The organism is Collinsella sp. TM05-37, assembly GCF_003436455.1.
Taxonomy (GTDB): Bacteria; Actinomycetota; Coriobacteriia; order Coriobacteriales; family Coriobacteriaceae; genus Collinsella.
Genome location: NZ_QSPN01000027.1, coordinates 1 through 13,399, shown reverse-complemented (window position 1 = coordinate 13,399; position 13,399 = coordinate 1). Strand labels below are relative to the sequence as shown.

General features: G+C 58.8%; 8 protein-coding genes. 7 read left to right on the top strand and 1 reads right to left on the bottom strand.

What is annotated here, in order from left to right; translation table 11 throughout:
* The first annotated feature begins 470 nt into the window (after window positions 1-470).
* Window positions 471-4,010, top strand: coding sequence for a pyruvate:ferredoxin (flavodoxin) oxidoreductase (nifJ, locus tag DXD48_RS09770; RefSeq protein WP_117565038.1), 3,540 nt, complete (start codon window positions 471-473; stop codon window positions 4,008-4,010).
* A gap of 275 nt (window positions 4,011-4,285) precedes the next feature.
* Here the strand turns inward: nifJ and DXD48_RS09765 are convergent, their stop codons facing one another.
* Window positions 4,286-5,695 (bottom strand): ATP-binding protein, encoded by a 1,410-nt coding sequence (locus tag DXD48_RS09765; protein WP_117565037.1) that lies wholly within the window; start codon window positions 5,693-5,695, stop codon window positions 4,286-4,288.
* A gap of 611 nt (window positions 5,696-6,306) precedes the next feature.
* Between DXD48_RS09765 and arcC the strand changes: the two genes are divergently transcribed.
* From arcC to DXD48_RS09730, 6 genes are all read left to right on the top strand, one after another.
* On the top strand, window positions 6,307-7,269 hold the full coding sequence (gene arcC, locus DXD48_RS09755) for a carbamate kinase (RefSeq protein WP_099432554.1): 963 nt from the start codon (window positions 6,307-6,309) through the stop codon (window positions 7,267-7,269).
* A gap of 433 nt (window positions 7,270-7,702) precedes the next feature.
* On the top strand, window positions 7,703-9,598 hold the full coding sequence (locus DXD48_RS09750) for a BglG family transcription antiterminator (RefSeq protein WP_117565035.1): 1,896 nt from the start codon (window positions 7,703-7,705) through the stop codon (window positions 9,596-9,598).
* A gap of 119 nt (window positions 9,599-9,717) precedes the next feature.
* Window positions 9,718-10,044: a PTS lactose/cellobiose transporter subunit IIA gene (locus tag DXD48_RS09745; RefSeq protein WP_117565034.1), complete on the top strand. Its 327-nt coding sequence runs from the start codon at window positions 9,718-9,720 to the stop codon at window positions 10,042-10,044.
* 46 nt (window positions 10,045-10,090) lie between these two features.
* Window positions 10,091-10,384: a PTS sugar transporter subunit IIB gene (locus tag DXD48_RS09740; RefSeq protein WP_117565033.1), complete on the top strand. Its 294-nt coding sequence runs from the start codon at window positions 10,091-10,093 to the stop codon at window positions 10,382-10,384.
* A 9-nt stretch (window positions 10,385-10,393) separates the two neighbouring features.
* The gene (locus tag DXD48_RS09735; protein ID WP_117565032.1) at window positions 10,394-11,743 is read left to right on the top strand and encodes a PTS sugar transporter subunit IIC; all 1,350 of its coding nucleotides are present in this window, start codon (window positions 10,394-10,396) and stop codon (window positions 11,741-11,743) included.
* 1 nt (window position 11,744) lies between these two features.
* Window positions 11,745-13,199 carry a family 1 glycosylhydrolase gene (locus DXD48_RS09730; RefSeq protein ID WP_117565031.1) on the top strand — a complete coding sequence of 485 codons (1,455 nt, stop codon included), beginning with the start codon at window positions 11,745-11,747 and terminating at the stop codon, window positions 13,197-13,199.
* Window positions 13,200-13,399 lie beyond the last annotated feature (200 nt).

The following is a 13,399-nucleotide window of genomic DNA, read 5'->3' as shown; positions in this document are numbered from 1 at the left end:
GCAGCAGGGGCTCTCAATGTTTTATGTCCTGCTCATATCGTCTCTGCCGGCACTCCGGGACACTCCATGGCGCGCCAGGGCCAATCGCCCGGGGACGAAGCGTTCATTTTGGCCCTTGGCGGTCACCCGAGGTAAACCTTTACCGCCCACCTATATTTGTCGAAATTACACTTGGCGGCGGGGTACAATAAACCCGCATGCGGATTTCCGTTGCGGGTGCCTCCCATCGCCGGGGCGTGCCCGGGAGCATCCGGCATGCGGCCTTTGCGGCGCTCGGTCATGTGCAAGACGGGCAGCTGGGCCTGTGGAGTGCGTGCAGCCCTCCTCGCCTCGGCATGCCTTCTCTCCACGCCATGTACCTGCTGCTGAGCCTGCCTGCCAGATGATTGGAAGCAACAGCGAAAATCCCATCACGCCAATATCCCGGCGATCGCCGGGGCCTGTATACCTATATGAGAGGAGAGGGGTATATGGCGCGTAAGTTTAAGTCTATGGACGGCAACGAGGCGGCCGCATATGTTTCGTATGCGTACACCGAGGTAGCGGGAATCTATCCCATTACGCCGTCCAGCCCGATGGCCGACCATGTCGACCAGTGGGCGGCCCAGGGTCGCAAGAATATCTTCGGCACCCCGGTCAAGGTCGTCGAGATGGAGTCCGAGGCAGGTGCAGCCGGTACCGTTCACGGTTCGCTGGGCGCCGGTGCTCTGACCACCACCTACACGGCTTCTCAGGGTCTACTTCTGATGATCCCGAACATGTACAAGATCGCGGGCGAGCAGCTCCCGGGCGTCTTCCACGTCTCCGCGCGTTGCGTCGCTTCCCACGCCCTGAACATTTTTGGCGATCACTCCGACGTCATGGCCTGTCGTCAGACCGGCTTCGCCATGCTCGCCGAGGGCAACGTCCAGGAGGTCATGGACCTCTCGCCGGTGGCTCACCTTGCCGCCATCGAGGGTAAGACCCCGTTCCTTAACTTCTTCGACGGCTTCCGCACCAGCCACGAGATCCAGAAGGTCGCCATGTGGGACTACAAGGATCTGGCTGAGATGTGCGACATGGACGCCGTCCAGGCTTTCCGCGATCACGCGCTCAACCCTGAGCACCCGCACACCCGCGGCAGCCACGAGAACGGCGACATCTTCTTCCAGAACCGCGAGGCCTGCAACAAGGTCTACGACGAGCTCCCTGCCGTCGTCGAGGGCTACATGAAGAAGATCAACGAGAAGCTCGGCACCGATTACGGCCTGTTCAACTACTACGGCGCTCCCGACGCCGATCGTGTCGTCGTGTGCATGGGCTCCTTCTGCGACGTGCTCGAGGAAGTCATCGACTACCTCAACGCTCACGGCGAGAAGGTCGGCCTGGTCAAGGTTCGCCTGTTCCGTCCGTTCTCCATCAAGCACTTCGTCGACGTTCTCCCCGAGACCGTCCAGAAGATCGCCGTCATGGACCGCACCAAGGAGCCGGGTTCCATCGGCGAGCCGCTCTACCAGGACGTCGTCTCCGCTCTCTACGAGGCCGGCAAGACGGGCATCAAGGTCGTCGGCGGCCGTTACGGCCTGGGCAGCAAGGACACGCCTCCCGCGTCCGCGTTCGCTGTCTTCGAGGAGCTTAAGAAGGACGAGCCCAAGCGCGAGTTCACCATCGGCATTGTCGATGACGTGACCAACCTGAGCCTGCCCGAGGCCGAGGATGCGCCCAACACCGCAGCCCCCGGCACCATCGAGTGCAAGTTCTGGGGTCTGGGTGGCGACGGTACCGTCGGCGCCAACAAGAACTCGATCAAGATCATCGGCGACCACACCGACAAGTACGTCCAGGCCTACTTCCAGTACGACTCCAAGAAGACCGGCGGCGTCACCGTCTCGCACCTGCGCTTTGGTGATTCCCCGATCCGTTCGCCGTACTACGTGACCAAGGCCGACTTTGTCGCCTGCCATAACCCCAGCTACATCGTCAAGGGCTTCAAGATGGTCCGCGACGTCAAGCCGGGCGGCACCTTCCTGGTCAACTGCCAGTGGAGCGACGAGGAGTTCGCCGAGCACATGCCCGCCGTGGCCAAGCGCTACATCGCGAACAACAACGTCAACGTCTACCTGATTGACGCTATCGACCTGGCCGCCAAGGTCGGCATGGGCAAGCGCACCAACACGGTGCTCCAGTCCGCCTTCTTCGCGCTGGCCAAGGTCCTGCCCGCCGAGGACGCCCTGCAGTACATGAAGGACGCGGCCACCAAGTCCTACATGAAGAAGGGCCAGGCCATCGTCGACGCCAACCACAAGGCCATCGATGCCGGCGCTACCGCCTTCCGTAAGTTCGAGGTTCCGGCCGACTGGGCAACTGCCGAGGATGCCGCTCCCGTCGAGCTCTCCGAGGAGACCAAGTCCGCCATCGCCCAGCAGGTCAAGAACCTGCTCGAGCCCATCGATCGCATGGACGGCGACAGCCTGCCTGTTTCCGCCTTCGTCGATTGCGCCGACGGCCAGTTTGAGCTGGGTGCCTCCGCATACGAGAAGCGCGGCGTCGCCGTGGTCGTTCCCCACTGGGACGAGACCAAGTGCATCCAGTGCAACCAGTGCGCCTACGTGTGCCCGCATGCCACCATCCGTCCGTTCGCGATGACCGAGGACGAGGCTGCCGCCGCGCCCGAGGCTACCCGCACGCTCGACGCCATGGGCCCCAAGGCCAAGGGCATGAAGTTCACCATGGCCGTGTCCCCGCTCGACTGCATGGGCTGCACCAACTGCGTCAAGGTTTGCCCCAAGGGCGCCCTCGAGATGGTTCCCACCGAGCAGGAGATGGACCAGCAGCCCGTTTGGGACTACATGGTCGAGAACGTCTCCGAGAAGAAGGAGCTCATCGCGGCCAACGTCAAGGGCAGCCAGTTTAAGCAGCCCTACCTGGAGTTCTCCGGCTCCTGCGCCGGCTGCGCCGAGACCGCCTATGCACGTCTGGTGACCCAGGTTGCCGGCGACCGCATGTTCATTTCCAACGCCACCGGCTGCTCCTCCATTTGGGGCAACCCCGCTGCCACCGCTCCTTACTGCAAGGACAAGGACGGTCACGGCCCGGCGTGGAACAACTCCCTGTTCGAGGACAATGCCGAGCACGGTCTGGGCATGGCCGTTGGCTATGAGGCCGTTCAGCACAAGCTGATCGCCGCCACCCAGGAGATCATCGCCGCCGATGGTCCGTCCGACGAGCTCAAGGCTGCCGGCCAGGCTTGGATTGACTCTGTCAACGACGCCGAGGCCTCCAAGACCGCTGCCGCTGCCTACGTTGCCGAGCTCGAGAAGTGCGGCTGCGAGGCTTCCAAGGCAATCCTCGCCGACAAGGCTTACCTCACCAAGAAGTCCTTCTGGATCTTCGGCGGCGACGGTTGGGCCTACGACATCGGCTTCGGTGGCCTGGATCACGTCCTGGCTTCCGGCCACAATGTCAACGTCTTTGTCTTCGACACCGAGGTTTACTCCAACACCGGCGGTCAGGCCTCCAAGGCCTCGAACCTGGGCCAGGTTGCTCAGTTCGCCGCTGCCGGTAAGGTGACCAAGAAGAAGTCCCTGGCCGAGATTGCCATGAGCTACGGCTACGTCTACGTGGCGCAGGTCGCCATGGGCGCCAACCCGGCTCAGACCCTCAAGGCCATCCACGAGGCCGAGGCCTACGACGGCCCGTCCCTCATCATCGGCTACAGCCCCTGCGAGATGCACTCCATCAAGAAGGGCGGCATGCAGAACTGCCAGGCCGAGATGAAGAAGGCTGTCGAGTGCGGTTACTGGAACCTCTTCCGCTTCAACCCCGAGGCTGCTGCCGGCAAGAAGTTCTCGCTCGATTCCAAGGAGCCCGCGGGCGGTTATCAGGAGTTCCTGATGAACGAGGCCCGTTACGCTTCGCTGACGCGTTCCTTCCCCGAGCGCGCCGAGGAGCTCTTCAAGGAGAACGAGCAGGCCGCTATGGACCGCTATCAGCACCTGCTGAAGCTCAAGACGGTGTACAACGAGGCTTAAGTCTCCCACCGCAGGATCTGAGGGCTGACCTTCGCGGACGTCCTCGGACATGAAAGAACCCCCGCTGCGCTTCGTTCGGCGGGGGTTCTTTCGTCCTGCGGAATGTCCGCGAAGGTCAGCCCTCAGATCCTGCTACGACTACGTCCTCGGATTGTGGGGCTGCATGAGGGACCTGGTTGTGGGGGCCTTTTGTCCCCGTCGCTGTTTCGCGGCGCGGCCGCGAAACCACGCGTTACTTTGGTTATGGAGGGGGCTTGGTTGTTGGTTCAGATGATCTAGAGAGATATGGGTGCAAATGAGAAATCGTTGTTGGGGTCGTCCTTTTCCATAAACTCATCGAGACAGAATGTCATATAGATTGGAACGTAAAGGATCTTGCCCTCTTTGCAAAGGTTTTCGTGGCTCAGCACAACGGCCTCGGGGATTTTGTACTCGCTCACGCTCATCAGACGGTCGAGGGCCGCATGGGCTCGAACCTTCTTGCCCGATTTGACCTCGATTGGGACAACGTGCCCGCGAGTGCCTTCGATCACAAAGTCAACTTCGCCGACCTCGCGTGTCTGGTAGTACCATGCATCAGTTCCAAGGGCGACAAGCTCCTGCGCGACCACGTTCTCATAGAGACCGCCGAGGTTGGGGGTTTTCATATCAAGGTAGACAGCGCGTGCCGTGCTGCCGGGATATCGTGATGCGAGCATGCCTGTATCAGACTCGTATAGTTTAAAGGCGGTCGCCTTCTCTGTCCTCTTAAGAGGACTTCGGGCCTCCGTCACCTGGGCGACCATCAAACCGACGCCCGCGTTCACCAGCCATAGGAAATCCTGCTCGTATTTTTGAAGGCGAGCCCCCTCGCCCAGGGATGAAACAACAAAGCGATGGGACTCCGCCTCAAGCTGAACGGGAATTTGTTCGAAAATCGCGCGAACGTTAAACGCTCGAGTCGATGCATATTTAGAGATATCACTTTTGTACTGATCGACCAGCTGAATTTGAAGCTCACGCGTCCTCACGAGTGAATAACCCGAATCGATATAGTTCTGTACGACCTCCGGCATGCCGCCGCAAACGATATAAGCTCTAAAGTTTTTGAGCATCGCCTCATGAATATAGTTTTCGACGGGACGCCTCTCGACAAGGCAGCTGCGGATGTCTGCAAGCACATTCTCGCTGATGCTGTTTGCCCAACAAAACTCTTCAAAATCCATTGGCCGCATAACAATGTGCTCGACATACCCCACCGGGAAAGAAGAGATCCCCTTAAACTCAGTCCCAAGCATAGACCCCGAGAAGACATAGCTAAAGCGCCCGTCCTCGACCAACGCCTTCATGAGCGTGACGATCTGCGGATACTCCTGTATTTCATCGACAAAGATAAGCGTATCTCCCTCAACAAGCGGTGCATCCGCAAGAAGGGCCACGCGGTTGATAAAGTCAACGGCGTTCTTAGCGCCAATGAGCACATCTCTTGCCTCGGCATCGAGCAGCAAATTGGCCTCAAAATACGACGCGTAGTTGTCTTTACCAAACGCTCGAATCGCATAGCTCTTGCCAATCTGACGCGCACCAGTAACAAGCAACGCTTTATTGGAGTTGTTCTTCCAGCTCAAAAGCCTGTCAGTGACCTTACGGCGTAGCATAAAACCCCTCAATGACAAAAATTGGCAAATAGATTTGCCCCTAATCATACAAAAATTGGCAGATAGGAATGACCCAAATCATACAAAAATTGGCAGATAGCAAAGATTCGCTTAGGTCCCAGAGCCATCGAGCCGGCGCGGTGCCATGCAAAAAGACTAGGGACGCCGCTGATGTTCTCGATTGCCTGGGCGCGCAGGAGCGAGAGGGCGTCGACGGCGTTCATGCAGTATCCGACGGTAAAGTTCCATACTGCGAACTCACAATCGCTTGCCGCAAAGTGAAGCGCGTTCGGCTATCCCTTTTGTTGGATGAAAAGCCCCGTGTTATTGCAGGGGTGCATACTTGTCTTGCAAGTGCATAGAATCTCGTATAGTGCGAGTAAATAATTGCAGTGTCCGTTATGTGTTTAGCAAAGATATAGTTTGCATAATCTGGCCCAATCACTGCTCTAATTAAATAAAGTCGCACGTAGATGACGTAAACATGTGTGAGCTGGGCTTCTTTACGCTGAGCGGGTAAAAACGACCGTTCACCGTTAAACTATTTTCAAAATGAATAAAATGAGCGATAAAGAGAATATAAACCTTAATAAACTCGCGTATTGCACGGACGCGGGTTATTAATGGGTTGTAGGCCTTTTACAGAAAGGATTCCAGCAATGTCTAAGCCTCTTGGCAAGCCCGACCGCATCGTCGTCGCCCTCGGCGGCAACGCCCTCGGCAACAACCCCGTCGAGCAGATCCAGGCCGTGAGCAACACCGCCCACGCGCTCCTCGGCCTCATCGAGCAGGGCAACGAGATCATCATCACCCACGGCAACGGCCCGCAGGTCGGCATGATCCAGAACGCCTTCGCCGCCGCCCACGACGCCATCGGCACCCCCGAGATGCCGCTGCCCGAGTGCGGCGCCATGTCCCAGGGCTACATCGGCTACCACCTGCAGCAGGGCATCGGCCGCGAGATGCACAAGCGCTATAAGCGTTGGCACGCCGCCACCGTCGTCACCCAGATCGAGTGCGATCCGGACGATCCCGCGTTCAAGAACCCGACCAAGCCGATCGGCCCCTTCTACACCGAGGAGCAGGCCAAGGAGTTCATGGCCGAGGACCCCTCCAAGGTCTTCGTCGAGGATTCCGGCCGCGGCTGGCGTCGCGTCGTCGCCTCCCCCGATCCCAAGAAGATCGTCGAGGCCGACTCCATCCTCAACCTGCTCGACAACGAGTTCATCGTCATCGCCTGCGGTGGCGGCGGCATCCCCGTCGTCCGCGACTACGAGAACAAGGGCTGCTACAAGGGCGTTCCCGCCGTCATCGACAAGGACCTGGGCGGCGAGCTGCTGGCCGAGGACTGCGACGCCGACGTCCTGTTCCTGCTGACCGCCGTTGAGCATGTCGCCATCAACTTTGGCAAGCCCAACCAGGAGGAGCTCGAGGACCTCACCGCCGACGAGGCCGAGCGCCTGGCCGACGAGGGCCAGTTCGGCAAGGGTTCCATGGAGCCCAAGGTCCGCGCCGCCATCAAGTTCGCCCGTTCCCGCAAGGGCCGCACCTGCATCATCGGTGCTCTGGACAAGGCCGCCGAGACCATGGCCGGTCTCTCCGGTACCCGCATCCACGAGTAGTCCCTACTCCGTTGCCTCTCTCGTGGGCGCCAGGCAAAGCGCCCACAAACTAGCCTCTCTTCATGAGCCCCGCAGTCCGCTCCGACTGCGGGGCTTTTGCTATTCACCTAGTCATTGGGGACAAACCCGGCACTTGGGGACGGTCCTTTCCTGCCGGCAGCTTGGGACAGTCCTTAATAGTCATTGGGGACGTTCTTAAACGACTAGTCAAACAAGAACGTCCCCAATGACTACTCATTTAAGTCTGTCCCCAATGACTGCACAATGGCTGGGAAGGCGCATCCCACACCGACGCATTGCCTTCGGGCCCTTTCCCCAGGCTCTCCATAGCTCAGCTGGACTCCCCGCAACCTGTTCCGAGTTGGCGGAACGAGCGCGACGTGGAGTGTCATTCTTTACCGCGTTAGACTAGACGCAGGGAAAGGAGGAGGACATGGATGCTCGCGTCAAGCAGCTTGTAAATATGATCGAGGACGCTCAGCCTGTCGCTGTCGCGGTACTTGCCAAGCGTCTCGAGGTAAGCGAGCGCGCCGTGAGAAACTATATCCATCGCGCAAACGACAACCTTGCAGGGGTTGCACGCATCGTTGGCAGCAAGGGGCAGTATCGTATCGATGTTGCACGTGCAGATGAGCTTGCTCGCTTGCTAGACGGTGCGGCTCTGGCCCATCCGGGCATTCCTGATACGCGCGACGGCCGTGTGTCCTTCCTTCTTAACGACCTCCTAATGCGGTCCCAGTGGGTGACGATTGAGGAGTATGCGGATTTACTCTACGTTTCGGCGCGGACTCTGTCCAATGACATGCGTCTGGTAGAGCAGAAACTCGCCCAATTTGACTTAACGCTTGAAAAGCGCCCACGCTACGGAATCCGCGTTGCGGGCGGGGAGTCGCAACGGCGCCTGTGCCTGGCCTCGCTGGTGAGGCCCGTGTTGCCCGACACCGGCGATGCAAAGCTCGCCGAGCACCTGCGGGCCATCGCCGCATGTGTGGACGATGCCCTGACGGCCTCGCCCGTCACGGTGAGCTCGCTGGCATCCCGCAATCTCATCATGCATCTTTACATCGCTCTTGGCCGCATCGAGCAGGGCTGCTATGTCCCAGCTGCAGAATCGGACGTTCAAAAACTGGAGGGAACGCGCGAATACGCCGCGGCTTTCCAGATTGCCGCAAACATCAAGGATGCCCTGGGCGTGAGCATGCCCCGAGAAGAGGTTGCCTTTATCGCAATCCATTTGCTCGGCAGGGGCACGGGCGTGCCCGAGAAGGGCTCTGCCGTTATCTCGGACGAGATGTGGGAGATTGCTTCCGAGATGGTACGTGCGGTCAACGATGAGTTTAGGTTTGACTTTAGCAGCGATCTTGAACTTCGCATGAACCTTGCTCGGCATATTGGCCCTCTGGGTTATCGCCTTGAATATCACATGTATATGGATAACCCCATGCTGCCCGATATCAAGACGAGGTTTCCGTTGGCCTATTCGATGGCGGCCGGCACCTCGCAGGTACTCGAGCGTCATTTTGGCAGCCAGCCCTCTGATGAGGAGCTCGGCTACATCGCCATGGCATTTGCCCTGGCCCTCGAGCAGCAAGCCGACCAGCCGCGTCGCAAACGCATCCTGATCGTGTGCGCCTCGGGAGCGGGAAGCGCCCGTATGCTCGAGCACCAGTACCGCAAGCAGTTTGGTATGTATATCGAGTCGATTGAGACATGCGACGTCGCCCGCGTGGGAACGCTCGACTTTTCGCACATCGACTACGTGTTCACAACGGTGCCGCTCAACGTCAAGTTGCCTGTGCCCGTCCGCGAGGTCGATTTCTTCTTGGAGACGAGCGATGTCAACGCTATCCGCAAGGTGCTGAGTGATGACGCTGCGCAATCGGACTCCCTGAGCGCTTTCTTTAGCCGTGCCCTGTTCTTCAACCGCGTTGAGGCGTCGTCGAAGCAGGCCGTTCTCCGATATCTCTCCGAGCGCGCCGTCGAGAGCGGCCGTGTCGATGCCCAGTTTGCCCAAGAGGTTGCCGAGCGCGAGAGCGCGAGTGCCACCTCGTTTGGCAATGGGGTGGCCATGCCCCATGGGATGCATCCTTTGAGCGCCGAGGCCTTTGTTACCGTGGGCCTGCTCGAACATCCCATTCTTTGGGACGAATACGGCCATGAGGTCGATATCGTCTTTATGGTGTCGTTTGCCCGGTCGGGCGGCGATGAGGCGCGGATCTTGAGCTCGCTGCTCGCTGAGATCTTTATGGACCGCCAGGGGGTCGAGCGCTTACGCGAGCGCCGGTCCTGGCATGAGCTGATGGCGCTTGTGCAAGCGCATACGGCTTAAGACTTCTTTTGTCGATGACCCTGTCAGTCTACCTGCAATAAACCTCGAGGATTGCGGGCGGGAGATAGGTGTTTCGAATATTCAAGTACAAACCAGACATCACGGGAGAGGAGACCGTTATGGACGATCAGGGAACCGAGATGGTTTCGTTTCAGCTGGTCGCTGCAGCGGGAGAGGCACGCAGCCTTGCCTTCGAAGCCCTTGAAAAGGCAAAGGCGGGGGATTTTGACGCTGCCGCCAAACTCATGAAGCAGTCAAAGGATGCGGGAATCAAGGCTCACCACATCCAAACGCAGCTGCTTTCGACCGAGGCGGCGGGCGAGCATCTGTCGGTGGATGTGTTGCTGGTCCATGCTCAGGACCACCTCATGTGCTCCATGCTTGCTCAGGAGCTCGTGCAGGAGCTGATCTGCCTGTATGAGCGCACTGCAGCCAAGAACGCCTAACGGCGTGCGGCGACTATCCAACCAATCAATGCGAAGGGAATCCCTTATGAAGATCCTTCTTGTTTGCGCAGCTGGCCTGTCTACAAGCATTCTGATGAAGAAACTCGAGAAATACGCGGAGCAAAACGGCATCGAGCTCGATATCGATGCGGTGGGTATCGGCGAGTATCAGGAGACCTGCGCCGATTATGACGTGCTGCTCTTGGGGCCGCAGGTGTCCTACCAGCTCAACACCGTCAAGCAGGGGAGCGGTAAGCCGACCGCGGTCATCCCCGCACAGGACTACGGCATGGGCAACGCCGCCAACGTGCTGGCACTCGCCCAGTCGCTGTTGGGCTAGGAGGCGACCATGGAAAAGTTCATGACCCTGCTTCAGGAAAAACTGACCCCTATTGCCAATTTCTGCGGCACCGAGCGCCACTTTGCCTCCATGCAAAAGGGCTTTATGAGCGCGATCAGCTTCATCTTGGTCTCTGCCGTCTTTATGATCATCGCCAACCCGCCGGTCACGGCCGACCTGGTGGCGCAGGGCGGGTTCTGGTCCGTCTTTGGCCCTTGGCTCGATTTTGCCACGGCCAATAAGCTCACGCTGCTCATCCCGTTCAACATGACGATGGGCATACTGTCGGTGATCGTGACGTTCGCAATCGCCTATAACCTGGCGGGCACCTACAAGATGCCCAAGCTTAACGCCGGTATGACCTCGCTGGTGATGTTCCTGATCGCCGCGGCGCCGTCGTCCTACTACCAGCTTGCTGATGAGTCCGTGCTCCAGGCGGTCCCCTGCACCTATCTGGGTGCGCAGGGCCTGTTTACCGCCATCATCGTTGCCCTGGTCTCCGTCGAGGTCACGCGCTTCTGCCAGACCAAGGGCATCACCATCAAGATGCCCGATGGCGTGCCGCCGTTTTTGTCCGAAACCTTTGGCGCCATCGTGCCTATGCTCGTCAACATCCTCATCTTCTTTGGTGGCAACCTGCTGATCCAGATGATCGATCCCACGCTGTCCATCCCCTCGGTTATCGAGAAGCTGCTCGCTGCCCCGCTTTCCGTCGCAGTTGACTCTGTGCCCGGCGCACTGCTTATCTGCTTCATGACGCTGCTGTTTTGGTGCTTTGGCGTCCACGGCAACATGATCGTGATGCCCATCACCGCCCCGGTCACGCTTGCCGCCTTTGCTGCCAACGCCTCGCTCTACGCTGCTGGGCAGCCGCTTGAGTTCCACCCGGTACTCATGTCGATGGTCATCAACCTCATCGGCGGCACGGGCAATACGTTCTCTTTTGTGGCGCTCTGCGCGTTTAAGGCAAAGTCGCAGCAGCTCAAGGCATTTGGCAAGGCATCGATCGTGCCGAGCTTCTTCCGTATCTCCGAGCCCGCGATCTTTGGCGCACCCATCATCTTCAACCCGATCCTCATGATTCCGTTTGTGCTGGGCGGTATGATTTCGGCCCTGCTGTATTGGGGTGCAATCTCACTGGGTCTTGTCTCTAACTTCTACATCTTGGTGAGCGGCACGTTCCCCATCTTCGTTCAGGGCTTTATCCAGTGCCTTGACCCGCGTATCTGGGTATTTACGATCGTTTTGATCGTGGTCATGGCTGTGGTCTGGTACCCGTTCTTTAAGGTGTACGACAACCAGCTCCTGGCGCAGGAGCAGGAGAACGCCGCGGCAGCTTCTGCCAAGGATACTGAGTAGCATGGGTTACTTTGACAGAACGTCTGCTGCCGGTATGCCCGAGGGCTTTTTGTGGGGCGGCGCGCTCGCTGCCAACCAGGCCGAAGGGGGCTGGAACGAGGGCGGCCGCGGTATGTCGCACTCCGACCTGATTCCACAGGGTCCCGACCGCTGGGATGTGATGTTTGGCAGGCAAAAGCCCGTGGATGATCCGGACAGGCTGTATCCATGCCGTTGGGGCAACGACTTCTTCCATCATTGGCGCGAGGACGTCGAGCTCTTTGCCGAGATGGGCTTTAAGTGCCTGCGTCTTTCAATTTGTTGGAGCCGTATTTTTCCCACAGGGATGGAGGCCGAGCCCAACGGTGAGGGCTTGGAGTTTTACCGTCAGGTATTCGAGGCGCTGCGCGAGCACGGAATCGAGCCGCTCGTGACGCTGTCGCACTACGACTATCCGTTGGCTCTGGTCGAGCGTTATGGTGGATGGCAAAGCCGAGAGATGATCGAGCGGTATGCGCACTACGTCGAGACCGTCGGACGTGCGTACCAGGGCCTCGTGCGTTATTGGCTCACCTTCAACGAGATCAACAGCGTGGCGCTGTCCTATATCAACGCGGGCGTCACGCTCGAGGATGAGCGTGACCGTGCAGCCGTGACCGCGGCGTTCTCGCACCATATGTTTATGGCGAGCGCTCGCGCTGTCGAGATCCTGCACAAGATCGATCCCGCAAACAAGGTGGGTTGCATGATCGCTGCCGGTGCGACCTATCCGTACCGTTGTGCGCCCGAGGACGTATGGCTTGCGTATGAGGAGGACCGCGGCCGCTACTTCTACACTGACGTGATGGCTGCGGGCGCCTATCCTACTTGGAAGCTGCGTGCGCTCGAGAAAGAGGGTGTTCACGTGCCCTTTGAGCCGGGCGATACGGAGTATCTGGCCGAGCATACCGTCGACTTCATTTCGTTCTCGTACTATTGCTCGCGCTTGGTGTGCGCCGATGACCAGGTGATCGCCGAGAAGGCGGAGGGCAACGTGTTCCCGACGCTGCGCAATCCGTACCTCAAGGATAAAGAGACTGCCTGGAAATGGCAGATCGATGCGCTGGGTTTGCGCGTGACGCTTGCCGGCTACCACGATCGTTACCATCTTCCGCTCTTTATCGCCGAGAACGGTGTGGGCGGACTCGATGCGCTGGAAGACGGCAAAGTCCACGATGCGTATCATATTGATTACCTGCGAAGGCATATTCTTGCGCTGCGCGATGCAATTGTCGAGGACGGTGTTGACCTGATGGGATACACGCCGTGGGGCTGTATCGATTTGGTGTCGGCCTCGACGGGGCAGATGAAGAAGCGCTATGGCTTTGTTTATGTCGATGCCGATGATACGGGCAAAGGCACGTTCGATCGCTACCGAAAGGACAGCTTCTGCTGGTATCAAAAGGTCATTGCATCAAATGGCGAGGACTTGAGTTAACCCTTGCAAGCCTGCTGCCCCCGTGGCCCGTTTCGGCCGCGGGGGCTTTTGCTATTTACCTAGTCCCCGATGAGACCCTCATTCTGTGGGTAGTCATTGGGGACGTTCTTAAAAGACTAGTCATTTAAGTCTGTCCCCAATGACTGCGGAAACCCGGCACTTGGGGACGTTCCTTTTAATATGAGCAGGACATTGTCAAG

Excerpts from the sequence above, each read along its gene's own strand:
- nifJ (WP_117565038.1), top strand. The coding sequence starts at position 471 with ATGGCGCGTAAGTTTAAGTCTATGGACGGCAACGAGGCGGCCGCATAT.
- DXD48_RS09765 (WP_117565037.1), bottom strand. The coding sequence starts at position 5,695 with ATGATTAGGGGCAAATCTATTTGCCAATTTTTGTCATTGAGGGGTTTT.
- arcC (WP_099432554.1), top strand. The coding sequence starts at position 6,307 with ATGTCTAAGCCTCTTGGCAAGCCCGACCGCATCGTCGTCGCCCTCGGC.
- DXD48_RS09750 (WP_117565035.1), top strand. The coding sequence starts at position 7,703 with ATGGATGCTCGCGTCAAGCAGCTTGTAAATATGATCGAGGACGCTCAG.
- DXD48_RS09745 (WP_117565034.1), top strand. The coding sequence starts at position 9,718 with ATGGACGATCAGGGAACCGAGATGGTTTCGTTTCAGCTGGTCGCTGCA.
- DXD48_RS09740 (WP_117565033.1), top strand. The coding sequence starts at position 10,091 with ATGAAGATCCTTCTTGTTTGCGCAGCTGGCCTGTCTACAAGCATTCTG.
- DXD48_RS09735 (WP_117565032.1), top strand. The coding sequence starts at position 10,394 with ATGGAAAAGTTCATGACCCTGCTTCAGGAAAAACTGACCCCTATTGCC.
- DXD48_RS09730 (WP_117565031.1), top strand. The coding sequence starts at position 11,745 with ATGGGTTACTTTGACAGAACGTCTGCTGCCGGTATGCCCGAGGGCTTT.